This window comes from Shewanella olleyana, from assembly GCF_023283825.1.
Lineage (GTDB): Bacteria > Pseudomonadota > Gammaproteobacteria > Enterobacterales > Shewanellaceae > Shewanella > Shewanella olleyana.
Map to the genome: position 1 here is coordinate 1 of NZ_JAKILD010000020.1, position 23,397 is coordinate 23,397.

The 23,397-nt window shown below is 39.5% G+C and carries 22 protein-coding genes; 10 read left to right on the top strand and 12 right to left on the bottom strand.

The window, feature by feature from the left end; all coding sequences use genetic code 11:
• Nucleotides 1-429 precede the first annotated feature (429 nt).
• On the bottom strand, nt 430-1,857 hold the full coding sequence (gene ccoG / locus L2735_RS14405; protein WP_248985379.1) for a cytochrome c oxidase accessory protein CcoG: 1,428 nt from the start codon (nt 1,855-1,857) through the stop codon (nt 430-432).
• 186 nt (nt 1,858-2,043) lie between these two features.
• Here ccoG and L2735_RS14410 point away from each other — a divergent pair, with 186 nt between their 5' ends.
• The 3 genes from L2735_RS14410 to L2735_RS14420 all read left to right on the top strand — a co-directional run bounded on the left by L2735_RS14410 (nt 2,044) and on the right by L2735_RS14420 (nt 3,836).
• Nucleotides 2,044-2,391 carry a hypothetical protein gene (locus tag L2735_RS14410; RefSeq protein WP_153916764.1) on the top strand — a complete coding sequence of 116 codons (348 nt, stop codon included), beginning with the start codon at nt 2,044-2,046 and terminating at the stop codon, nt 2,389-2,391.
• 84 nt (nt 2,392-2,475) lie between these two features.
• A complete protein-coding gene (locus L2735_RS14415) occupies nt 2,476-3,378 on the top strand; it encodes a 1,4-dihydroxy-2-naphthoyl-CoA synthase (RefSeq protein WP_248985380.1) in 903 nt (300 codons plus the stop codon).
• Between the two features lie 263 nt (nt 3,379-3,641).
• Entirely contained in the window at nt 3,642-3,836 is a 195-nt protein-coding gene (locus L2735_RS14420) for a DUF2061 domain-containing protein (protein WP_248985381.1), read from the top strand.
• Nucleotides 3,837-3,877: 41 nt separating this feature from the next.
• Here L2735_RS14420 and L2735_RS14425 read toward each other — a convergent pair whose 3' ends face one another.
• Nucleotides 3,878-5,077, bottom strand: a complete 1,200-nt coding sequence (locus L2735_RS14425; protein ID WP_248985382.1) for a potassium/proton antiporter — start codon at nt 5,075-5,077, stop codon at nt 3,878-3,880.
• A 557-nt stretch (nt 5,078-5,634) separates the two neighbouring features.
• On the opposite strand from L2735_RS14425, the gene L2735_RS14430 reads away from it, so the two are divergent.
• The 5 genes from L2735_RS14430 to L2735_RS14450 all read left to right on the top strand — a co-directional run bounded on the left by L2735_RS14430 (nt 5,635) and on the right by L2735_RS14450 (nt 9,577).
• Nucleotides 5,635-6,444, top strand: a complete 810-nt coding sequence (locus tag L2735_RS14430; RefSeq protein WP_248985383.1) for a phosphate ABC transporter substrate-binding protein — start codon at nt 5,635-5,637, stop codon at nt 6,442-6,444.
• A gap of 98 nt (nt 6,445-6,542) precedes the next feature.
• A complete protein-coding gene (pstC, locus tag L2735_RS14435; protein WP_248985384.1) occupies nt 6,543-7,448 on the top strand; it encodes a phosphate ABC transporter permease subunit PstC in 906 nt (301 codons plus the stop codon).
• A 2-nt stretch (nt 7,449-7,450) separates the two neighbouring features.
• Complete coding sequence (gene pstA, locus L2735_RS14440; protein WP_248985385.1) at nt 7,451-8,326, top strand: phosphate ABC transporter permease PstA; 876 nt, start codon at nt 7,451-7,453, stop codon at nt 8,324-8,326.
• Nucleotides 8,327-8,423: 97 nt separating this feature from the next.
• Entirely contained in the window at nt 8,424-9,173 is a 750-nt protein-coding gene (gene pstB / locus L2735_RS14445; protein ID WP_248985386.1) for a phosphate ABC transporter ATP-binding protein PstB, read from the top strand.
• Nucleotides 9,174-9,325: 152 nt separating this feature from the next.
• Nucleotides 9,326-9,577 (top strand): hypothetical protein, encoded by a 252-nt coding sequence (locus tag L2735_RS14450; protein ID WP_248985387.1) that lies wholly within the window; start codon nt 9,326-9,328, stop codon nt 9,575-9,577.
• Between the two features lie 67 nt (nt 9,578-9,644).
• Here the strand turns inward: L2735_RS14450 and L2735_RS14455 are convergent, their stop codons facing one another.
• From L2735_RS14455 to L2735_RS14465, 3 genes are read right to left on the bottom strand one after another with little or no spacing between them, the layout of a single operon-like run.
• Nucleotides 9,645-10,742 (bottom strand): ABC transporter permease, encoded by a 1,098-nt coding sequence (locus L2735_RS14455; protein WP_248985388.1) that lies wholly within the window; start codon nt 10,740-10,742, stop codon nt 9,645-9,647.
• Nucleotides 10,739-11,665 (bottom strand): ABC transporter ATP-binding protein, encoded by a 927-nt coding sequence (locus tag L2735_RS14460; RefSeq protein ID WP_248985389.1) that lies wholly within the window; start codon nt 11,663-11,665, stop codon nt 10,739-10,741. The genes L2735_RS14455 and L2735_RS14460 overlap by 4 nt, the downstream gene beginning before the upstream one ends.
• Nucleotides 11,662-12,633: an HlyD family secretion protein gene (locus L2735_RS14465; RefSeq protein ID WP_248985390.1), complete on the bottom strand. Its 972-nt coding sequence runs from the start codon at nt 12,631-12,633 to the stop codon at nt 11,662-11,664. Before L2735_RS14465 ends, L2735_RS14460 begins: the two co-directional genes overlap by 4 nt.
• 191 nt (nt 12,634-12,824) lie before the next feature.
• Here L2735_RS14465 and L2735_RS14470 point away from each other — a divergent pair, with 191 nt between their 5' ends.
• Nucleotides 12,825-13,115 carry a carboxymuconolactone decarboxylase family protein gene (locus L2735_RS14470; protein WP_248985391.1) on the top strand — a complete coding sequence of 97 codons (291 nt, stop codon included), beginning with the start codon at nt 12,825-12,827 and terminating at the stop codon, nt 13,113-13,115.
• Between the two features lie 771 nt (nt 13,116-13,886).
• On the opposite strand, the gene deoD is transcribed toward L2735_RS14470, so the two are convergent.
• Entirely contained in the window at nt 13,887-14,597 is a 711-nt protein-coding gene (gene deoD, locus L2735_RS14475; RefSeq protein ID WP_248985392.1) for a purine-nucleoside phosphorylase, read from the bottom strand.
• A 53-nt stretch (nt 14,598-14,650) separates the two neighbouring features.
• Complete coding sequence (locus tag L2735_RS14480; protein ID WP_248985393.1) at nt 14,651-15,877, bottom strand: NupC/NupG family nucleoside CNT transporter; 1,227 nt, start codon at nt 15,875-15,877, stop codon at nt 14,651-14,653.
• Nucleotides 15,878-15,987: 110 nt separating this feature from the next.
• On the opposite strand from L2735_RS14480, the gene L2735_RS14485 reads away from it, so the two are divergent.
• Nucleotides 15,988-16,158: a hypothetical protein gene (locus tag L2735_RS14485; RefSeq protein WP_248985394.1), complete on the top strand. Its 171-nt coding sequence runs from the start codon at nt 15,988-15,990 to the stop codon at nt 16,156-16,158.
• A 537-nt stretch (nt 16,159-16,695) separates the two neighbouring features.
• Here the strand turns inward: L2735_RS14485 and L2735_RS14490 are convergent.
• Genes L2735_RS14490 through L2735_RS14510 form a run of 5 tightly spaced genes read right to left on the bottom strand, consistent with a single transcriptional unit; the run spans nt 16,696 to nt 23,299 of the window.
• Entirely contained in the window at nt 16,696-17,298 is a 603-nt protein-coding gene (locus L2735_RS14490; RefSeq protein ID WP_248985395.1) for a hypothetical protein, read from the bottom strand.
• Between the two features lie 19 nt (nt 17,299-17,317).
• Entirely contained in the window at nt 17,318-18,817 is a 1,500-nt protein-coding gene (locus L2735_RS14495) for a TnsD family Tn7-like transposition protein (RefSeq protein WP_248985396.1), read from the bottom strand.
• A gap of 6 nt (nt 18,818-18,823) precedes the next feature.
• Nucleotides 18,824-20,386, bottom strand: a complete 1,563-nt coding sequence (locus L2735_RS14500; protein ID WP_248985397.1) for an AAA family ATPase — start codon at nt 20,384-20,386, stop codon at nt 18,824-18,826.
• 4 nt (nt 20,387-20,390) lie between these two features.
• Nucleotides 20,391-22,478 carry a Mu transposase C-terminal domain-containing protein gene (locus tag L2735_RS14505; protein WP_248985398.1) on the bottom strand — a complete coding sequence of 696 codons (2,088 nt, stop codon included), beginning with the start codon at nt 22,476-22,478 and terminating at the stop codon, nt 20,391-20,393.
• The gene (locus L2735_RS14510; RefSeq protein ID WP_248985399.1) at nt 22,478-23,299 is read right to left on the bottom strand and encodes a TnsA endonuclease N-terminal domain-containing protein; all 822 of its coding nucleotides are present in this window, start codon (nt 23,297-23,299) and stop codon (nt 22,478-22,480) included. Before L2735_RS14510 ends, L2735_RS14505 begins: the two co-directional genes overlap by 1 nt.
• Nucleotides 23,300-23,397 lie beyond the last annotated feature (98 nt).

Below are 23,397 nucleotides of genomic sequence, written 5' to 3' on the forward strand. Positions count from 1 at the left end.
CTGTTTGTTACATATTGCTATGAACACTCATCGTTACATTGATAATAATTTTGATTGCTGCCTAAGCAGCAATTTCGATTAACTCAACACCTGTGAGTGTCCACACAGATTTACTTGTTTGATTGTTAAAGAGCGTTGACCGTGTTGGTCAGGGATGCGTATTCTACGCTTTCCCTCGTTGGCGTCAAGTGTTTTTTCAAACTTCTTTTTGCCGTTAATTTGAAGTGGTTAAAACCCTCTCAAATCAACCTGACTCAGTGTTTCGCTGTTGCGGTCTGCCGTGTCAGTGGATGCGCATTATAGGCAAATCCTGAAACACCGCAAGGGGTATTTGAAAGAAAATGACATAAATATGAATGACAGCTGCTTTTTCAAACGAAACGCATAAAAAAGGGACTAAACAGTCCCTTAATCCAGCTATAGCGTTATTTACTCACCAAAGAATCTGGATTCTTGTTTGATAATAACGGCTTTGTTTTCGATGCTAGCCTCTACGACTAAGTTGATTTTTGTCACTGTTCGTTCTAATTGACCCGGATCCACCGCAATACTAATAGGTAATGTCAGCACTTCACCTGCCTTTACTGCAACTTGTTTAGGGCCATTCCACTCATACCCCTCAAGACCATTCATTGAAAGTTGATATTCTTGAGCCTGTTCTGTTTTATTGAGCAGCTTTAACGTATAGGTATTTTCAACTAGTCCATCATTTGTTATTCGATAAAGAGCATTACGATCTCGGATAACATCCATCCGCACAGGCGCTATTGTCGCACTGGCATATATGAAAACTAAGATCATGACAGTTAAAGCAACTCCATAACCTATCAGTTTTGGTCTAACAATAGTCTCTTTAATATCTTCTAGTTTATTTTCTGTAGTGTAACTAATTAAGCCTTTGTCATAGCCCATTCGCTCCATTGTAGTATCACAAGCATCAATACAAGCACCGCAGTTAATACATTCGTATTGAAGCCCATTTCGAATATCGATACCAGTAGGACAAACCTGAACACATAAGTCACAGTCAATACAGTCACCCAAGCCCATTTCTTTATGGTCGGCTTTTCGAGATCGTGGTCCTCTTGTTTCACCACGTTTCGAATCATAACCTACTATATAAGTATTCTTATCAAACATAGCTGCTTGGAAACGAGCATACGGGCACATGTGAATACACATAATTTCGCGCATCCAGCCGGCGTTGCCATAAGTTGCAAAGGTAAAGAAAACCACCCAGAAGTAGATACTCAGATCAGCATTAAGTGTAAATACATCTATATACACTTCTCGACTTGGCACGAAGTAAGACACAAAGGTCATTGCGGTTAGTAAGGATATGAGTATCCAAGAGGAATGTTTAGCTGTTTTTCGCCATAGTTTATTGAAGCTCCATGGCATTTGGTCAAGCTTGATACGTTTATTACGCGCGCCTTCGAATTTTTCTTCGAACCAAATAAAAATAAACGTCCATACGGTTTGTGGACAGGTATAGCCGCACCACACTCTTCCAAGATAAGTGGTCACAAAAAACAAACCAAATGCGGCAATCGTGAAGAGTGCGGCCAACAAGGTTAAATCTTGTGGCCAAATAGTCAGACCAAAAATATGGAATTTTTGTTCAGCTAAATTAAACCAGACAGCCTGTCTGTCTCCCCAAGGAAGCCAAGGCAATATTAAGAAAAATGACATGGTGGCCCAACCAATACGCCTTCTTACCGTCGTCCACAAACCTGTTACAGCACGAACATAGATGCTATTACTCGGATTGAACCTGTCAGCTTTACTCGCATCTGGCTGATGGATTTTGATCCGTTTTTCTTTGGCGTAATCTTTAGGTGTAGATTCTTGGGTCATCTTAATGCCTTACTACTTATATAAATGGGGCAAAAATAAGTGGATGTTATCGAAACAAATAATCGGAATAAGTTATCGATTTTAGATAAAAAACTCTATCAACTGCTACACACTCGTATATAGAGTGTTAATTGAGTATATTATACTCGTATTATTCATTGTTATTCACTTTAATTGGACTAAAAGATGAGAGGCTGGATCCTTATTGCACTGATTGGCGGTGTTATTTACTACTTTGCGACTGAAACAGACAAATTAGATGAACCTATTGCTGAAATACAATCAGTATTAAATAGCGCAGATGAAAAAGTCACTTCGATGACGGGCACAAAAATAATAAGAAAAAGCGACAAAGTTATTTCAATGCCTTCAGGGGTTATTGAAAGGCTATCAAGTAAAGAAGCTTTAGAATTTAAGTCTATTTTTACTGATAATGCTACTGTGGCCGCTTTTGATGATGAGTATTGCGGTTTTGGGGCAAAACACCCGGTTTTTGGAAAAGAAAACCTGCAATTAATCTGTGACAAGATATAAATTTTACTTTCCTGACATCTGTCAATTGACCTGAGATTTAATTCAGCCTAGCCTTTGGATATTCGATTGAAAAAGGCTAGTAAAATGACACAACAGGTTTCTGACATATTTGACCCTTCACTTTGGGATACTGTAAGTGGTTTCGACTTTGAAGATATCACTTACCACCGAGCAAAAGACCAAGGTACAGTTCGTATTGCAATCAATCGTCCTGATTGTCTTAACTCTTTTCGTCCAAAAACAGTTGATGAACTGTATACCGCTTTAGATCATGCTCGCCAATGGTCCGATGTTGGCTGTGTATTACTGACAGGGAATGGTCCATCAGCTAAAGGTCAGTTCTCTTTTTGTGCTGGCGGCGATCAACGTATTCGTGGCAAAGATGGTTATAAGTACGAGGGCGCAGAAGAAGGTAAGCCTGATGTAGCACGTATGGGCCGTTTACATATTTTAGAAGTCCAACGATTAATTCGCTTTATGCCAAAAGTGGTTATCGCTGTAGTTCCAGGTTGGGCTGTTGGTGGTGGTCATAGTTTACATGTTGTATGCGATCTAACATTAGCTTCGAAAGAACATGCTGTGTTTAAACAAACCGACCCTGATGTAGGTAGTTTTGATTCTGGTTACGGCAGTGCATACCTTGCAAAAATGATTGGCCAAAAACGAGCTCGTGAAATTTTCTTCCTTGGCTTTAATTACACAGCAGAAGAAGCATTCGATATGGGGATGGTTAACCGCGCAATACCTCATGCTGACCTTGAAACAGAAGCTTTATCATGGGCAAAAGAAATAAACAGCAAGTCGCCAACGGCAATGCGCATGCTTAAATACGGCTTTAACTTGCCAGATGATGGTTTAGTTGGCCAACAATTGTTTGCAGGTGAAGCTACACGCCTTGCCTACGGTACTGACGAGGCTCAAGAAGGTCGTGATGCATTCCTAGAAAAACGCGATCAGGACTTCTCTAAATTCCCTTGGCATTATTGATCGACACACAAAATTAGTTTTATAAAAGTTTACCCCCCCACGGGTCAGCCCTCTGCATTTATTGAGGGGGCACTTATCCCTTTCAATCAAGCCTTCATATTCGAAATATTGATCATTTCTTATTATAAATTTTAAACCTTAATTGCATATTCCTACCTTAATCGAATAAACCTTTTCTCGTAATTGGAAAAAAACACTTTAAATAATAATGAGAACTATTATCATTGAATTAACTAAACAACACGACTCATTAAGGTTCTCCCATGAAAAAGACACTTACTTTTGCTATTTTGCATTTCAGCGTAGCTTTTACGATTACCTATCTATTAACAGGCAGTATCGTCATTGGTGGGGCGGTCGCTTTAATTGAACCTGCAGTGAATACAGTGGTGTATTATTTCCATGACAAAGTTTGGAATCGAATCGAGGCTAATGATTTAGCTATTGCAGCAAGTTAATAACCTCTATTCAGATCTAAGCTTTAGATGCCAATACTTGACTATTTTGGCGGTATTTCTTTCTCTAAACCTAATTTATTGGCTAAAGGTGCAATTGCGCCACCTTGAATAAAGATAGAGAACAATACAAAAAAGAACACCATATGCACCATGTCAATTGCACCTGGTACACCTGCGGCAGCTGGTATTAATGCGAAAACAATAGGCGTTGCTCCTTTTAAGCCAACCATTGATATAAATAGACGCTTTTTCCAACTCGCGTTTACAAATGGGAGGTAGCATAACTGCACTGCGAGAGGCCTTGCGACAAATATCAATAATAAGCCTGGAATAATAGAAACCCAAAAAACGGTCATTAAGGTTTGCGGGAAAATCTGCAGCCCCAATACGATAAACATCAGTGCCTGTGCTAACCAAGACAAACTATTAAAAAAGTGCAAATTTATCTGTTGGCCACGTTTAATACCATTACCTATGACAACACCAGCAATATAAGAAGCGAGTAAAATATTACCGCCTAACAATTCTGCACCATAAGTGGCAATGATAAAGCTTGCTAAAACAAATACAGGGATCAAACCATATTCAGACAAGCTAATCTTATTTAATAAAGTAACCGCGACCTTTCCAACCAAGAACCCTACAACAATGGCGACTAAAATCTGAGTCACTAAACTAAGGCTTAATGAAGATATAGAGATTGATTGACTAGAAGATAATGCCATTTCTGTTAATACAATCACCATTAACATCGCTACAGGGTCATTGGTTGCTGATTCAAACTCCAGCACGGTATCGGTTTCTTCTTTTAATTTTAGCTTTTTCGATTCCAAAATTGAAAATACAGCTGCAGCATCGGTAGAAGAAACCACCGCCGCAAAGAGTAAACAAATAATAAAATCAAAATCGAGCAATAAATAAAGAATGGCTGCAAATATTAATGTGGTAAAGATAACCCCGAAAGAAGCTAAAACTCCCCCTTCTTTATAAGCTACTTTTATTTTTGCAGTTGATGTATTTAACCCGCCAACAAATACAATCACATTAAGAGCAAGTCCACCTATCCAAGCCGTTTTATCTAGATTGTCATATACAAAGTTAAACTCACCATTACCCAGCGATAATCCTACGCCCATAAAAATGAATAATGACGGAATACCAAGAGTACGAGATGGGTGATGTAATAGAATGCCAATAACAATCAGAATAGACATTCCAATCATGATCATCTCGGTTGTCATAAAGCCGCCTTTAGGAGTGAGGTAAATGTATTTTGGTGTTTTGGCATCTCTGAAATAAACGCCTAAGTTATAAAGGCTGTAATTTTTATAACTAAATAGATATTCGAGCCCGACTGTAATAAAACTTTAATAAAATAATTAATAAGAAATGATTTGTGCACAATATACCACTTTTGGCGCCACCAAACTTAAAATAGACTTAAACAATGATTAACACAAAATCCATCTTGGTGAATTTTCTCACTCCAAGTCTAACTGACATCCTTTCTAACTGCAGACATCATCATTTAATTCCTATTTAAGAAATCTTGATATGTTTTTGCTGAAATATAGTTAATGAAGCAAGACAATTAACAGCACGATAACACTTAAAAAACATCACTTTAGATAATCCTCATAGAGAAGATAGCAATCATTAGCGCTGTAACTTAACTGTCATATTGATCTGTCTTAATGCACTCGCTTCAAATTACAGCGAGAAAGAAGCACCCTAACTTTCAATATCCAAGATGGGTATTAAGTACAAATTTAAGTACAAATAATAAGTGGAATTTGTGATGAAAAAAGTGATTGGTTTATTAACTGCTGTTGGCTTAATGACGGCACCTCTTGTTCAAGCTGGTACAGTAACAGTATCTGGTTCAACATCTGTTGCTCAGGTTATGGAAGTACTAGCAGAGAATTATCAAAACACTGCGAAAAAGCATGTTGAAGTACAAGGCACTGGTTCTTCTGCTGGTATTCGTGCAGCGAAAGACGGCACCAGCATGATTGGTATGTCTTCTCGTAACATTAAAGAAAATGAGTTAAACGATGATACAAAAGAAATCGTTATTGCTCGTGACGGTATTGCAGCTGCAGTAAACAAAGCAAACCCAGTTCAAAACTTAACTCAAGAGCAAATTTCAAAAATCTACCGCGGCGAAATCAAAAACTGGAGCGAAGTAGGCGGTGAAGCACGTCCAATCGTTGTAGTCACTCGTGAAAACGGTTCGGGTACTCGTGGCGCTTTCGAAGAAATCATGGACTTACAACGTACTGTAAATGGCCACAAAGTAACGGCCATTACCCCTACTGCTCAAGTCGGTAACGGTAACGGTATGATCAAAACAATCGTAGCAAATAACCCATATGCCATTGGTTATATCTCACTAGGTTCAGTTGATGACTCTCTAGTTGCACTAAGTGTAGATGGCGTTGAAGCTACTGACAAAAACATTGCAGCTGGCGAATATCAAATTGCTCGTCCATTCATTGTATTAGTGAATAACAAGCCACACCCAAATGCACAAAGCTTTATTGACTTCATCATGTCAAATGACGGTCAAAGCATTGTTGCTGAAGAAGGTTACATCCGCGTTCAGTAATTAATAAACGCAATTCCTAAAGAGGAGCTCATGCTCCTCTTTGTAGTTTCTATCAAATATTAAAATGATTAATCATCAGTACGACCTCGAGGCATATGATGAATACAGCAACTAGAGTCCAATCACAAGGACTGCAACTTGCACCCAAAAAAGCCATGGACATCAAAGAAATTTTCTTTCATGGCCTTTTCCTATGTTGCGCTATGGTTGGCGTACTATCGGTTTCCACCATTGGATGGTTTGTATTTAACGAAGGTTTACCTGCATTTAAAGAAGCAGGTGTTACTGAGTTTGTAACAGGTAAAGAGTGGCTGCCACCAGCGTTATATGGCATCTTCCCGATGATTGTAGCCTCAATCATCTCTACTGCTGGCGCCGTTATGATTGGTGTTCCAATTGCAATTCTTACAGCTGTATTCCTCGCAGAAATTGCGCCTAAATGGTTAGCAGATCTCGTTCGACCCGCCGTTGAGCTATTAGCTGGTATTCCATCTGTTGTTTACGGTTTTTTCGGGTTGGTGATTATTGTCCCAGCTATCGAAACCCTATTTAATATTCCTGCAGGTAATACCCTATTAGCAGGAATTATTGTGTTGGCGATTATGATTTTGCCAACCGTTATTACTATTTCAGAGACCTCAATTAGAGCGTTACCTTCAGTCTATAAAGAAGGAGCCTTAGCTTTAGGAGCATCTCATGTTTACAGTATTTTTAAAGTATTAATCCCTGCAGCTAAGAGCGGCATATTAACGGGTGTAGCACTTGGTGTAGCACGTGCTATCGGCGAGACCATGGCCATTATTATGGTGATGGGCAACGCACCAGCTATGCCTGGGTCAATCCTTGAGCCAGCCAGAACACTAACAGCAAACATTGCAATGGAAATGGCTTACGCAACAGGTATCCATTCAAACGCATTATATGCAACAGGAATCGTTTTATTAGCCTTCATTGTGCTACTTAATGGTTCACTGCTATATCTAAACCGCAAGAGAGCGTACTAATAATGTCTAAGTTTACTCAATCAGACTCTAAATCATTACTGTCGAGAGAAAATCAAGATAAGTTGCTTAATGGCGCTATCTGGGCTGCAGCGGGTATCACTATTTTGTTTTTACTCTGGGTTGTGTGGCATATCCTTTCAAATGGTTTAAGCCATGTAAGCTGGGAGTTTATTACCGGAGCTTATACTCGAATAGGTGAAGCATCAGGTATTTGGGCAATGATTGTTTCAACAGTTTATATGGTAATGCTTTCATTAGCATTCGCGGCGCCGATTGGCATTATGACTGCGATATACCTTACTGAATATGCTGCACCGGGTAGTAAATTAGTCCAAGTTATCCGTTTTTGTACTGAATCATTAGCGGGTATTCCATCAATTGTTTACGGCCTATTTGGTATGACATTTTTTGTTAGTACTTTAGGTTTAGGGTTCTCAATTCTTTCAGGAGCATTGACATTAGCGATGCTGATTTTACCGGTGATCATTCGTACCACTGAAGAAGCGTTAATGGCTGTACCGATGAGCTACCGTGAAGGTGGTTATGCATTGGGCAGTAGTAAGATTTACACCATTTGGCGCTTAATTTTACCAAGCGCTTTACCTGGAATTGTTACGTCAGTCATTTTAAGTACTGGCCGCGTTATTGGAGAGTCTGCACCGGTATTTTTAACCGCCGGTATGGTGACTCAAATTCCTGACTCTGTAATGGATTCAGGCCGAACATTGACTGTTCATTTATATAAGTTAACTCAGGAACTGTTTACTCAACATGAATGGGATCAAGCGTACGCTACAGCGACGATATTGATTGTATTAGTGTTGGCATTGAACTTAGCAACCAAAGTTATAGCTAACCGTTTAAATAAGTCTTCCTAAGTAAAAAACATACTGATAAATATCAATTTGTCACAAACGAATATCACGAACAGAGAATAATGACACGCAAAAAGTCGTGTCAGATAAAGGCCAGAAAATGAACAAATTACAAGTAAGCAACTTAGATTTATTTTACGGTGAAAACCACGCATTAAAAGATATTTCAATTGATATACCACAACGTCAAGTTACGGCATTAATTGGTCCATCTGGTTGTGGTAAATCAACGCTACTGCGTACACTAAACCGCATGAATGATTTGGTTGCAGGCGTAAAAATCACCGGTACTGTTGCATTTGAAGGCGAAGATATTTATGCCGATGTTGATGTAAAACAGCTAAGAATGCGTGTAGGTATGGTATTTCAAAAGCCAAATCCATTTCCTATGAGTATTTATGAGAACATCGCTTTTGGACTTAAAGCCCAAGGCGTTAAAGATAAGAAGGTACTTGATCAAGTCGTTGAAGACTCACTGCGCGGCGCGGCATTATGGGAAGAAGTGAAAGACCGTCTTAATACCCCAGCATTCGGGCTTTCTGGTGGCCAACAGCAACGCCTTTGTATTGCTCGTGCCATTGCAATGGAGCCAGAAGTCATTTTAATGGATGAGCCAACCAGCGCACTTGATCCTATCGCGACTCATAAGATTGAAGAGTTGATGGACGAGTTACGTAAAAAGTTCACCATTGTAATTGTGACTCACTCAATGAACCAAGCTAAGCGCATTTCAGACAGAACCGCGTTCTTCTGGATGGGCGAGTTAGTTGAGCAAGGTGAAACTCAGCAAGTATTTAATAACCCACAAGACTCACGGACCCAAGGGTATGTGAGCGGAGAATTCGGTTAGTATTATTACTAAATAATGACCCAATAACTTAAAATGAAAGCCTTCAATATTTATTGAAGGCTTTTTCTTTATTGCCGATCCATTTATTTCACCACTGTAAACTTTTTTGCGTTTGATTTACCATTTAACTTCTATTCATATTGGAAATAACAGTGGCCAAACCAAACGCAAAAGGACCAACCCGTACCGTTGATGTATTCTGTGCTAAATGTAAAACCCAGCTTTTTAAGTATCGTAAAGGTGGAAAAGGTGCATTAGTTAAGTGCTTTAAAGAACGGATTGTCGATGATTACACTAAAACGCCTTGTATCTGTCCACAATGTGAAACACCTTTTGCCAGAGACACTTTAGTCCGTGGAACTCCAGCATTTAAAATGATTGGTGGCAAAGTCACTATGAAATAACACACATTGTGACTTATATAGTCAGCGACACCCAAACAGAGGGAAACTGAAGCTGATAATGATGTTGTTAGTCTAACGTTTTCTTAAAACGTGTTGAGGCAATAAACAAACCTACAACAGTAAAACCAGCAAGCCACAATGTATCGCGCCATAAATCAAATAAATCAGCTTCACGTAACACCACACCGCGAATTAGACGCATAAAATGTGTGGCTGGTAATACTTCAGATATCCACTGTGCGACTTCAGGCATACCTTCATAAGGAAACATAAATCCAGACAATAATATTGAAGGTAATAATACAAACACGGTCATTTGCATCGCTTGTAACTGAGTCTGTGCCACAGTCGATATCATTAATCCTAACGACAAACTGGCAGAAATAAACAATAACGTACCCAATAATATCTGTGCAACCGACCCGTTAATCGGGACATCAAAAATAAAATGCCCTAAGCCTAAAATAATAAAAACTTGCACCAAGCCAACAAAAATATATGGGACTATTTTAGCAACCATTAGCTCTATAGAATGGATTGGCGTAGTAATCAGCAATTCAAGGTTGCCCCTCTCGCGCTCACGAACTATTGCAGTGCTAGTAAAAAGAATCATTGTCATGGTCAATATTACCCCAAGCAATCCTGGGACAATATTCACTGCTGAACGCCGACTAGGATTATAGAATAATACGACCTCAAACGTTTTTACCGTCGGCGGCCTAATATCAAAATCGAAGTCCGTTAATGGCATAGATTGTAATGCTAAAATTGCTGAACTAATCATGGTATCAGAGCCATCAACAACCCATTGCCCTAACACCCGATTTTGTACCATACGTTGAGTTAAATCACTGGGCAGAATCAATGCAGCTTTAACAACGCCTTCTTTAATTGCTTGTTCGGCCTCTTCTGCGGTAGCAAAACGTTTTACCACATTAACAACTTGAGTCACTTTTACCGACTCAGTAATCACTCTTCCCGCGGTACTCTGACTTTGATCAACCACGGCAATAGGTATTTGGCGAATATCGGTATTTATTGCAAAGCCAAACAATAACAATTGAATAAGCGGAAGCATTACAACCATGCCAAAAGTAATACGGTCCCGTGACAACTGGCGTATTTCTTTGACCATTACCGCATTCATTCGATAAAAAGAGATCATTGACGTCCCTCTCCGGTCACACACACAAAAACATCTTCTAAACTTGGGCGAGCAATGTTCATTTCCGCATGTTGTAGTTCAGGAAAAGTTGTTTTTAACCATTGAATCGGCTCTATAATATCTTGATAAATAAGCACCCTTAACCGCACACCCAGTTGAGCAGCAGAACGCACAGCGCCTGTAGCCAATAGTTTTTGCTTTAATGACCTTAGTTGCTCACTCTTAACTTCAACAATATTAACGCCCATTTGTTTCATTAACATATCAGGTTCACCGTCTGCTCGAATCACCCCCGACTCCATTACCGCCAAACGATGGCAACGCTCAGCCTCGTCCATATAATGAGTCGTCACCAATATCGTGGTGCCTTGCTCAGACAGTTCAAATAACTGCTCCCAAAATTCTCTTCTGTTTTCAGGGTCAACTGCAGAGGTCGGCTCATCAAGAAAAAGTAATTCCGGTTTATGCATAGTGGCACAAGCTAAAGACAAGCGCTGACGTTGACCACCACTCATACCTTCAACTCGTTGTTTGCGTTTAGAGTCCAAGCCATAAGTCACAAGTTGTTCATCAATGCGCTGACTGAGTAACTTGCTACCCATTCCAAAAATTTGCCCAATAAACTGCATGTTTTCTTCCACACTCAAATCGTCATATAACGAGAACTGTTGCGTCATATAGCCAATTTTCAATTTCAGTAGTTCCGCCTGCTTTGGAATAGAAAGCCCCAACACATTAACCTGGCCTGATGTCGGACTTAGCAACCCGGTAAGTACTCTGATCATTGTGGATTTTCCACAGCCATTCGGCCCCAGAAAACCATAAATACAGCCTTTAGGAACCCTTAATGTCACGTTTTCAATTGCTGTAAAATTCCCAAACTGCTTAACCACATCAACCGCTTCAATAGCGAATTCACTCATGATGACTCTCCGCCTATGCCATCAACAATAAGATCAACTTGTGCTGGAACCCCTGATGGATATTGTGCCGCTGACTCTTCCAAGTCGATCTCAGCAAGATACATTAGCCGCGCACGCTCATCTTCTGTTAGTGCATAATAAGGGGTAAAAGAGGCCTCATGGGACACCCAGCGAACCGTACCCGTTAAGGCGTGTTCGACACCATCAACATGCACTGTCACTTGCTTTCCTGGTATAAAGTTAATTCGATGTGTCGCTGGAACATACACTCTGGCATAGGGAACTCTATTTGCTAACATAACCGCAACGATGCCATTCACCGCCACTCGCTCACCCAAGTTGTAGGGTAGGTTATCTAAAATTCCGTCACGGGTTGCCACTATAGTAAGTTCAGCTAGTTTCTGAGATTGAAGTGCAACCTCAGCATTCGCCGCAGCAAGTTCAGCTCTAGCTTGCTCAATATCTTCAACTCTTGAGCCCGCCGTTAATTTACTAAACTCTTCTTTGGCAGAATGTAACGCCGCTTGGGCTTTATCTCTAGCGGCCAATGCGGCATCTAACTCCGACTGGCTGACTAGCTTACGCTCAATCAACTCAACTTGGCGCTGATAACTTTTCTGCGCCTCTACGTATTGCGCTTCAGCTTGAGCCACATTTGCTTGGGCTGAGGCAATATCTTCAGGTCGTTCACCATTGGTCAGCTTCAATAAAAATGCAGTTGCTTTAGCTTCATTAGCTATGGCGCTCGCGAGCACGGCTTGCTGATTTTTTGTATCAAGCTTTACAAGAACCTGTCCTGCGTTAACAAAACTGCCTTCATTAACCGGTAATTCACGAATAATTTCATTTGATGTTGCCGTAAAAGTCACCCTGTCACGTTCTAACGTTCCAATAGCTTGAGGTGTTGAAGTTGGCGAACAACCCAACAGCATCAAAATAAAAAGCAAGCTTATAACTATTAATCGCATCCATTTTCCTTAGCTAATTTACATCGCACTTTATTTGTACAGTAGCAAACAACCTCGTTGGTTAAAATATAACTTCTGCAAAAGTGTTAGCCCGTTTAACTGATTTCGAACAAGCACAAATAAACGAACGTTCAACTGCACCCCAAACGATCACTCAAAGCGATTTATAGTCACATCATATTGAGTAACTATTGATTACCCAAAGGCCTGAATTAAAATTCATAATAAATATACTTAGGAGAAATACATTTCAAGCTTACCAAGTACTACGCAGAGTCTTTTCTAAACCATCATTTAATGCAGAACAGTTAACTGTTGTATGGCAGACTATTAACGCTGAATACGGTTGTTCTTACTGTGTTCCAGCGCATACAGCTATCGCTGGCTTGATGAATATTGATGCTGCATTATCAGAAACACTTATAAATCGTGAAGCAATGCCAACAGTAAAACTGAAGATGCCATTGGCATGGCAGGATTAATGGTCTTTGATGTTTTTATAGTGATGTTGATTCTGAATAATCAGCAATCAAAGCCGACATCATCAAAAAACTAACGGCAGTAAAATATAAAACCGGTATCGAAGATATGATAATGACGCAAACTACGAGCGATGAATGAGATCTTACTATTTCACAATTCAATTCATCTGATGATAATCAAAAGATTAGCTTATGCTCTCAAGCTATTCAATTTAACCAAGATAGCAGTGTTGCTAGTTTAGGAATGTGATCATTCTTACTGATTAAAATCGTTTATAACTTCGTTAGAAATTTTGTAGGTAGAGCAACTAGCTAGCTGCAATTTCTGCCTTGTTCTAAGCGATTTTTCCTACGCAATATCTGATCGCTTATTTATCCCGATTGGTACTATACCCAAACAACTTGAAGATACGTGTTTCAGAGCTTCACCGTGTTTTCAATACTAGGCGCGTTAATGCGGTAATGTAGGTACCTTATAAATTAGCGCAACAACGTAGTGGGAACACGGTGAAACTCCCTGAGGGCAAGTTTTACACGCGTTTATGCTGCGTTATTGATTTTGAAAAGGGAATACCATTACCCGCAATCAATGCCTTGCCTAAACGCGTGTAAATTCTTGCTGAAATCCAGCAGCTTCAGCTTGTTTGGGTATAGACGCTTTATGATTTATTGAATAAACAAAAATGCCACTGACAGTTTGTAAAGACTGCTAGTGGCATTTTAATTATTACATTTAAATCAAAGCTTACAAACGACTTAAATTCAACAGTTTTAATCTAAATGGCTTACCGCTTCTAGGGTAAGTTTAATCATGTCATTTAAGGTTTGCTGGCGCTCATCAGCCGTCAAATGTAAACCTTGTCTTAAATGATCTGTCACTGTCATCATGGCTAATGCTTTAGCACCATATTCAGCTGCTACACCATACAAACCAGCCGCTTCCATTTCGACACCTAGAATTCCATATTTTTCCATCAAATCGTAACGTGAATCGTCAGCAGAATAGAATAAATCAGATGAATACAAGTTACCTACATGGTAATTAGCGCCTTGCTTTTCTGCTGCATCAGCTGCCAAGCGTAACATGTTAAAGTCTGCAATCATGGCAAAATCAGTGTTAGCAAAACGGGTACGGTTAATAGCTGAATCAGTACTCGCGCCCATTGCCATTACCACATCCATTAATTTAATGTTATCGCTTACCGCTCCACATGAACCTATACGAATAATGTTTTCGACACCGTATTCGGTAATAAGCTCTTTAGCATAAATAGAAATTGATGGTATCCCCATGCCCGAACCCATGACAGAAATACGCTTACCATTGAACTCACCTGTATAGCCGAGCATATTGCGAACATCGGTTACTAATACGGCATTTTCAAGGAAATTGTCAGCAATGTATTTAGCACGTAAAGGATCACCCGGCATTAAAACGGTTTTAGCAAAAGCGCCTTCGGGGGCATTAATATGTGGTGTCATCTTGTTACTCCGAAAAAGCCTGCTGCGTTAGCAGGCATAACATACAATTGAAATTAATTTGCTAGACTAAATAATAAGCCAGCAATAGTACCGCTCATCAAGTTTGCAAGAGCTGCAGCTATTAAGGCTTTCATACCTAATGCGCTTAAGTCATGGCGACGTTCAGGACATAAAGCCGCTAAACCACCGATCACCATGGCCAATGAACCTAAGTTGGCAAAGCCACACAATGCAAAGCTAATAATGATTTGGGTTTTCTCTGATAAATCATCAGCAACTTTTAAGAAATCGATATAGGCGACAAACTCATTAATCACCATTTTCTGACCGATAAATGATGCAGCTTGAGTAGCCTCACTCCAAGGCACACCCATAATCCAAGCTAACGGCGCTAACAAATAGCCGAGAATAGCTTGCATGGTTAATTCGCCATATCCAAACCAGCTACCAACGCCACCGATTAAGCCATTAACCATGGCGATAAGCCCAACAAATGCAATTAATAGTGCAGATACAGCCAATACCTGCTGCATTCCCATAGCAGCCCCACTGGCAGCAGCATCTAGGACATTCGCCGGTTTATCCTCTTGTTCTTCCATTACCTTTTTAATGTCATTACGTGGTGTTTCAGTTTCTGGCCACATCAATTTGGCAAACAGTAATCCAGCTGGTGCCGTCATAAAGGCCGCTGTCAGCACATACTTAATATCAACGCCCATTTGGATATAACCAATCATGGTGCCACCAGCCACAGAGGCTAAACCACCTGTCATCACTGCAAACAATTCTGAGCGAGTCATGTGCTTAACAAAAGGACGCACCATAGATGGCGCTTCAATTGGGCCAACAAAAATATTCGCAGTTGCCGATAATGACTCAGCGCGACTCGTGCCTAACAGTTTTGATAAGCCACCACCTATCAAGCCTATAATAAGCTGCATGATGCCTAGGTAATACAACACAGCAATTAGCGCACTGATAAAGACCACTACAAAAAGGACATTGATGACAAAGATAAAGCCCACACCGAACTTGGCCAAATCACCAAAAACAAAGGCAAGACCTTCGTTACCATAATTAATAACATGCATAACGCCGTTAGAGGCTGCATCAAGCATGCTTTGCCCTATAGGCAAATACATAACAAAAGCACCAAATGCCACTTGAAAGATCAGTGCACCGATAACCGTTCTGGGTTTAATCGCGCTGCGGCGTTCAGACAATAAAATGGCTATTCCAATTAGTGCACACATACCTAATAAACTGATGAAAACTTCCATACATTTTGGACTCATTAAATAGTTAATTGCCTGCAGTGTATCTGTGTTTACCTCAGACTCAAGTGTTCTGTATCACCAAAAAAAACAATATTATTTAAATGAGAAAAACCATGAAAAACAAACCTAAAAACAATACAAAACCAACAAATTGCACACCCACAAGAAACAATAAACCCACACCAGACAAAGAAAGCCAAACAAGCCTTACAACAAGAAAACATGGAGCGTTAGAAGAGGATACTTCAGGACAAAGAAAGATGAATAAGGAAGCTGAACAATAGAGATCAGATAATGACAAAATTGAAAATTAATTACGTATTAAATGACAATTAAACGGGGAAAAAAAACAAAAAAGCCCCCAATATTGGAGGCTTAAAATTTGTAGATTCAGAATAAAGTTGGAAACCAAATCCTTCAGTATTCCCATTTCATCCGTTAGCAAAAAACAAGCTTATTTAAATAAAGATCGAAACAAAACATATAAGTATCACTACATTGCTCAAAAGTCAGTCGCCCTCATATAAATAGAGTTGGAAACAATATGGTTCGCACCCAAACAAATTTTTATAAAACAGCAGGTTGAACTGAAGCTGATATAGCTCAGATATCGAAAATCAATATCTATACTCCGCAAGAACAGTCAATAAAAAGTATATTGCTCGGTGGGCTTACTAGGAAAAACGGTGCTTTATCAAGAGTTGGCAAAAAACTTTCACAAAACTAAATCAGTAAGATCCGAAAGAAAATTAATCTCTACTGCTTATCTGGTGTATACGTTTAGAAAATCACATATATTTACCCCCCGAATGCGATTTTCATTAAGCATAACCACCCAAGCTAACGCCCTCTAAATATTTCAATACCAGATTATAATTGCCGCATTCAACAGCTCGCTGGGGGGTCATACCTAAAGCCGGTATCATTTGACTCTCATACCAATTTATTGCATTTTCAGTTGACCCAGCCCATTCCAGAACTAAGCTCAGGATGAACTCTTTTTGGACTGATTTTTCCAAAAACTCATTGGGTATTTCGAGCTGATTAATGAGGTGTTCAGCAACTTTTAATAGGCCATTATTTCTATCACCCAATATTACCGCCAATGCAGAATCTCCACCAAAAGCATCGTTGGCTTTCTTAATCCAAGTATTTGATTGCTCACACTCAGGGAATAATATTTGAAGGCACTTGTATATTTTCAAAACGAATGAGATACGTTCTAACACTTCTGGCGTAATTAAAGAAAAGGGAGGCTCCATAAGCTTTTCAGTACTAACGTCACCGTTAAAACCAAGCAATAATAGCTGGTCTTCACCTGAAATATTCCACTGTTGCATAATACCGACATACGTCGAAATCGCTACTTTTGATATATCTTCAAAGCGGTATTCTGATAATGAGTTTTCGTCACTAAACATCATTTACTCCCTAAAAATAACTCTAAACAAACCCATGCAATTCGCATAGTTTTCTGGTTATATCAGTCATTCTTTCTTCACTTAATCCTGCATGCTTAATCAACATCCAAAAAGGAAGTGACTGTTCATAGGTTAAAACCCGAGTAATTCTTCGAATTTGATATTCACTAACCGTCTCTTGGTATACATTTAAAAACTTATTAGTAATTGGTAATTTATGAAGGTTTTTTTCAATGGCAGCCTTATTGGGTAGTTGCTGCATGAACCATAACTTTGATTGACGAGGTAATAAAAGATCTTGTTCTACTTGGTCTCGGGCTTTTATCAACCTCTTAGTTGTTTCAATATCTCGCTGATGCCAATTAACTCGATTAGTCATATTATCGATAGGTCTTCGATAACGTTTATTGAGCTTCATCAACCAACTGTGTTGGTTACGATAAAGTTGCATATATAAGCCACCGCCTGAAGTTGCTCTAGCGACTTTAGTTCCCAACACTTTTACTAGTTGCAACCATTTAGCTTTTAACTCTCTTATGTTTAATTGAGTATTTAAAACTATTTCGTGGTCTAGCTGAGGAGTATGTATGTTTTTGATTGAGCCAACGTCTTCAAGTACATCCTCTATCTCCCAAGAACCATCATATAGTGCATGTAAAATAACGATGTGCTCTAGGTATGAGAAAGACTTTCGATGTTTGCGGGTTATGCAATGAAGCCAGCTATTCGATGAATCAAGTGGCCACAGGTTATATTGCTTCAACCATGCTTCTGGCCAGTAATGTAAGACCTTTTCTTTCACAGCTTCAAAGCTGCAATATTTGCCCTTAGTGCATTGTGATTGCTGAATTAAGTGACGATAGTAAGAAGTCCATTGTTTATATGATGGTGAAGGGTGACTCCCCCTATTTAAAAGCGATTGAATAGGTAGGCTGAGCCTTTGATCAAACTCATCATAACCAAGTCTTGGCGGCATCATCAGATTAACGGTCGTGGCTGGGTAATACTCATGACGATGCCTCTTATGATTAAATTGACTAACTTCTTCAAGTAGACAATTATGTTTAGTACAGCTCACCAAACCGATGACTTGATGCATCCTCACCCAATATGCCTCCCCATAAGAGTCAATTTGCTCGGATATACACATCGGACAATAACGAATTAACTGTAATTTAGGTAAGCGACTCGCTGCCCAGCCGCTCATCAAGTGCGTTCCCCCATTAGACTTAGCTTTCATCCAATCTATACATTTCACTTTTCTAGCTAGAGGAATAAAGGGCGAACACAATGGGAATAGTGTGTGCTGATAAATTAGCAGCTCAGAGCTAATACCACCTAGAAAAAACAACTTGGTCAGTTCATCTAAGTGAGAAGGAAAATCTATTGTTGCAATGGCACATCGGTTTTTTAGTGTTAGCTCAAGCCATGTTTTATGACTAAAACTACAAAAATGCGCGCTTGCGCGCGCTAAAATACTGTAAGTTAGCTCATCTTCATATGGGTAGGGGAAGTTGAGCATAGGTGCCTACCACTCACTAAACCAATCATCATTCTTGTCATCCCTGACTCTTGATGCGTCACTCAATGTAGAGTCAATATCTTGCTTGTCCTCATCAGTGACTTTGCGCTTTTTAACTCGCTTATTAAGTTCCTGCTCAGTGACAACATCTTTCTCATTATCTTGCAGCCAATTAGCAACCTTTTCCAAAGCGACTTCTATCGGTATTTCTGGAAAATCGCTAGTTATGCGCGTCGCAACCTCCTTCGCTATCTCGACATCAACTTTTTTGTCAACTAAGAAATTTAGAACGCGTGACTGATTGGATTTATCATCCCGAGTTGTATGGTGTTCAACCTCCTCTTTGAAAGTAAACATTAGCGTGTCTACAGACGGCAGTGTCAGCCCTTTGTATGATCTCAATGCTAAAGAATCTTGTCTTTTCAGCACCGACATTTGAGTACGAACTAAACCAAACTCTTTCTTTTCCACTTGCTTAAGCAATTGCACTGTCATTTTATCTTTTTGTGAATACAACGCTTTCAATTGAGTCGCAACAAAAAGGCTAATAGCCACTTTTGGTATACCTTGTGATAACTCATATAAAGCCTCACAAAAATCACTTGGCACAGACGTTTCGGGCGCAGTAACAACTTGATATTTCCATAAAGCTGAAACAAATTTTTCCCAATTTTCCGTCGACGGAATACATTGTCCATTTTCAATTTTCACTAACGGTAGAAGCTTCCAATCAAGTGTCCCCATCCCCAAAACATCAAAGGTGATTTTTGCATGGCTCTTGAACAACCCTTCAGATTCATTGCTACCACTTAACACTATTGGAAGGCCGGTAGACTCTGATAGCTCAACAATTTTTCGAATCAAACCTTGCGGTGAGCTCCCTGAAAACAGGTTTTCGATGTCATCAATGACAAGGATCCCAAGATGGAACCGTTCAACGGAATACTTAACTGCATAGAATAATTCATGTTCATTTCTAATGCGAAATGCACTTGTCATCGCATCTGTTTTTGTTGCCCTTTGCATACTTTCAAAAAAGCTATAACAAAACGACTTAACTGTTGGCTCAACAGGACATTTCATTTCAATGTGAACCACCTGAGCTTTTCCGTATTCCTTATGACTAATAACTTGGTCATACATGTTGCCAATGCGCAATATAGCTTGGGTTTTCCCTTCACCAGCAGTACCTTTGACAAACAATAGCTTTGCACTTGCCCTACGGTCTTCCATACTCGGTATATCTGTAATAGATCGCTTGCTATAGCCTTGTCGAAGCATCAAATCATATTTAAACAATAGTTCGAAGTGCTGATCAGTGGGAAAGAAGAAATCTTCGATAGCCATACATAGCAACTGTGCTCTTTCATGAGCAGATAAGTCACTGCTATTTATGAGTTCTGTTTGTAACGACACGAGACGATTATATATATCGTCGGCGCTACCAAGTACGGGAAGAGCTTCTATTAACTCATTCCCTTGATAAGCCTGAAGTTGGCTTTTTTGATAATGAGCAGCAGGTAAGTGCCGATTCAGATTGTCGAGTTCGGGCAATAAATTCAATTGCATAACATCAAGTCCTTTTGTTTTTAAGTAGTTCATCTACTTCTGGGTTATAAAGAGCGTCATCCTGATGCTCTTTTTCTTCTGGGTTTTCAATGGGGTCAAAAATACTACCACCATCTTTCATTCTTTGATCCCGTTCTTCATGAACAGCATCGACTCTGTTTGCTTTTATGGCTCCTATTCTTGCTGCATCTGAAGCCATTTGACCTTTTGGCGCCTTGCTTCTAATTTCTTTCAAAAAGTCCTCTTTACCTACTTCTCTATCTACAAGTACTGCCTCGTGTTCCTTACCCGTTTCATGATCTGTTTTCTTGGTCTCTGCTCTAAGCACCTCGATTTCTTGTAAAGAATAAGAACGATCATAAAAGCGACTTCGGTCTGACATTTCACACTGGATAAATTGCGGCTCTTTACCGGGTAATATGACTATAATTTGTTTCATACATGATGGGTCATATATACATTCGAGTTTGTCGTAGGGACATAATTCACGGTTTTTTTCAAAAAAGGCTTTTTTTTCTAATTCATCACTCCAATAATAAAGCCCTTCTACACAAACCCCCTTAACTGAAATCGTCGCCGTTTCGCGTGGGAGCATAGATAACAAGAAAGTCTTTCTAGACACTGTCTTCAAGCTGCCCATTCTGTTTTTAACCCCCCACTTCCATAACGAGATCGGAGTCAGCGGTAAATCAACAGGCATGTCAGCGTCACGATCATAACTTTTGGACAAATCCGCATATTGATTATGAATTAGAATTTCTTCCAGAACATACCCTCTTAACTCTTCAAGTGTTACACCAGCTTTTAAACGAGTATCTTTTCCACCCTGTTTTTTGGCTTTTATTGCTTCTGCCACACCTGGGAGGTCATCCTCAAAACTTTCTTCTACCTTGCGAATAGCCCTTTCAATCATTCCATTAGCGTCGGAGCCATAACTTCGAGAAGCAGTAAATGTCACACCAAATTGATTTCTCAATACATCGCCAGCATGTGTATGTATCTCACCTTTATCACCTGATATTTTTTGACACATAGTGACAGGAACTAAGCCTGCTGGAACATTATCAAAACCCGCTTTTTTAAAATCATCCGTATTATCAGAAATAGCCGATGCTAACGCCAATACTGTTGAGTAGTATGAAGGGTTCTCAAACCCTAAATACCAACCGACGACTGTTCTCGAAAAAACGTCTTTAACCAGCACGAGAGTTGGTTTTCCGATAATTAATGTTCTATCAAAAGCTGAAACTAAATGAATTTTTGTTAGGGTTGTATCTACACCAAACATATCGGCTGGTCCGTTAACTTGTGTATTGATTGTAGAAGATTTTGCTTTAACGTCTTTTTCATACTTGTGCTTATCCATACGTTTTCTCAACGCATAAATCTCATTAAATTCAGTATGATAAAACTGTCGCATCTGCTCAATAGTGGGGATATCTTCATCCTTGATGTCCCCCTTCATAGTGCGATAACGATTTTTAAATTTCTTGTGCGTTTGTGAAAACTTTTTACCTTCTGCTAGATAGTGCTTTTCAATAACAGTCTTAAAAAGCTTATTAACCAAATCAGTTTTTATCGCCTTTGATCTGTCTTCAAATTGTGCTCTAGGCCCTGTCCGTGAATTGACAAATGTACGAACTTTACCCGCAGCACCACTGTTACTATACTTTCCAATTAGAGCATTTGGCACTGCGCCTTTGCGCCAGAAAGTTCGGCAAGTTTCACCAACAAACTTAGACTTCTTGTTATTCTCACGTTTGGCTTGTCGGAATAGTTCTCGCCGACGACTCCTCAAGAAAAACTCGCTGTCCTCTACGATATTCTTGATAACTCTATAACGTCGATCACGAACCTCTTTGTCTTTTTCTGTCGCAAATTCAGCACCAGCAATATGCTTGGCAAAAGGGTCATTAGTTATTGAAAATTCGCCCTCAAATGCCAAATTTTCCAAATAGCATTCTTGGAAAGTTTCAGGTTCAGCTAACCTTTCATCCATATTAAACAGGACGACATGCTCCACCGGCAATGCCAATACTCGATGCTTTTGTTCATTCATCTCATAAACTTGATTGAGTTGAAGGTTTAACATTAGCCTGCTGTCCTCAAGTCCATTTTAATCTCGTTGAACGAGATATCTTTTCCTTTGATCTCGGAAAAATATATATTTAAATCAAACATTAAATAATGCTTAGCAAAAAGCTGTCGTAACAGCATCAAGCCATGACCTTCTTGCAATTTTTCCAATGTAGTAGTCATTTCAAGATACTCAGCTATCTCAGCAATTCCATCATTTGGGTATTTTGTAAATAGCGCCATAAACTCAGCAGCAAACCCCATTAATTTATGAGGTGGAGTTTTGTACCACAGCGGTTGATGTAACCATTGCAGATTTTTCTTGAGCGCTAAGGGGAAATCTTTTTCTGTTTTGACCAAGAACTCGATGTTCTTATCATTCCAATAAGCTTTTTCGATTGTTAGCTTTTCAATGACGCGTGGTTTGATTAATTCGGAGAATGGCTTAATTTGCTCAGCAACAATTCTATCCTTGTAATGAACAACAAAATCCGTCGTCATAACAGTATGAAAGCCTCTAACACTAGGGTGTTTAAACGAAACACTAGGTCGATTGGCTATTTCTAAGGTTTTTTCACGATCTAATGGAAATTGTTCATTGAAGTCGATAACTGATGAGTCATGTTCAAGTTGATATACTCTAGCGGCTTCAATGTCAGAAAAAGTATGCACTATACGGCTTAGCTTGAATGATGGGATACGATGACTACGACCATAGGAAGCAACATCAAACACAGTTAACCACGGCTTGTAAGTTCCAAGCCTGCCCTGTCCGCGCCCTTCTTTTGCCCACTTCTCATACTTTTTGTCATCTTGCTCATAACAACTTCTACTCATAAAAAACTCCTTACTTAAACTACTCGTCATCCTGACAATTTAACGCTAGGTACGAATAGATCTTAGCAAAGATCAAATTTTGATCAACTGAGCTTTTT

Excerpts from the sequence above, each read along its gene's own strand:
- ccoG (WP_248985379.1), bottom strand. The coding sequence starts at position 1,857 with ATGACCCAAGAATCTACACCTAAAGATTACGCCAAAGAAAAACGGATC.
- L2735_RS14410 (WP_153916764.1), top strand. The coding sequence starts at position 2,044 with ATGAGAGGCTGGATCCTTATTGCACTGATTGGCGGTGTTATTTACTAC.
- L2735_RS14415 (WP_248985380.1), top strand. The coding sequence starts at position 2,476 with ATGACACAACAGGTTTCTGACATATTTGACCCTTCACTTTGGGATACT.
- L2735_RS14420 (WP_248985381.1), top strand. The coding sequence starts at position 3,642 with ATGAAAAAGACACTTACTTTTGCTATTTTGCATTTCAGCGTAGCTTTT.
- L2735_RS14425 (WP_248985382.1), bottom strand. The coding sequence starts at position 5,077 with ATGACAACCGAGATGATCATGATTGGAATGTCTATTCTGATTGTTATT.
- L2735_RS14430 (WP_248985383.1), top strand. The coding sequence starts at position 5,635 with ATGAAAAAAGTGATTGGTTTATTAACTGCTGTTGGCTTAATGACGGCA.
- pstC (WP_248985384.1), top strand. The coding sequence starts at position 6,543 with ATGAATACAGCAACTAGAGTCCAATCACAAGGACTGCAACTTGCACCC.
- pstA (WP_248985385.1), top strand. The coding sequence starts at position 7,451 with ATGTCTAAGTTTACTCAATCAGACTCTAAATCATTACTGTCGAGAGAA.
- pstB (WP_248985386.1), top strand. The coding sequence starts at position 8,424 with ATGAACAAATTACAAGTAAGCAACTTAGATTTATTTTACGGTGAAAAC.
- L2735_RS14455 (WP_248985388.1), bottom strand. The coding sequence starts at position 10,742 with ATGATCTCTTTTTATCGAATGAATGCGGTAATGGTCAAAGAAATACGC.
- L2735_RS14460 (WP_248985389.1), bottom strand. The coding sequence starts at position 11,665 with ATGAGTGAATTCGCTATTGAAGCGGTTGATGTGGTTAAGCAGTTTGGG.
- L2735_RS14465 (WP_248985390.1), bottom strand. The coding sequence starts at position 12,633 with ATGCGATTAATAGTTATAAGCTTGCTTTTTATTTTGATGCTGTTGGGT.
- deoD (WP_248985392.1), bottom strand. The coding sequence starts at position 14,597 with ATGACACCACATATTAATGCCCCCGAAGGCGCTTTTGCTAAAACCGTT.
- L2735_RS14480 (WP_248985393.1), bottom strand. The coding sequence starts at position 15,877 with ATGGAAGTTTTCATCAGTTTATTAGGTATGTGTGCACTAATTGGAATA.
- L2735_RS14485 (WP_248985394.1), top strand. The coding sequence starts at position 15,988 with ATGAAAAACAAACCTAAAAACAATACAAAACCAACAAATTGCACACCC.
- L2735_RS14490 (WP_248985395.1), bottom strand. The coding sequence starts at position 17,298 with ATGATGTTTAGTGACGAAAACTCATTATCAGAATACCGCTTTGAAGAT.
- L2735_RS14495 (WP_248985396.1), bottom strand. The coding sequence starts at position 18,817 with ATGCTCAACTTCCCCTACCCATATGAAGATGAGCTAACTTACAGTATT.
- L2735_RS14500 (WP_248985397.1), bottom strand. The coding sequence starts at position 20,386 with ATGCAATTGAATTTATTGCCCGAACTCGACAATCTGAATCGGCACTTA.
- L2735_RS14505 (WP_248985398.1), bottom strand. The coding sequence starts at position 22,478 with ATGTTAAACCTTCAACTCAATCAAGTTTATGAGATGAATGAACAAAAG.
- L2735_RS14510 (WP_248985399.1), bottom strand. The coding sequence starts at position 23,299 with ATGAGTAGAAGTTGTTATGAGCAAGATGACAAAAAGTATGAGAAGTGG.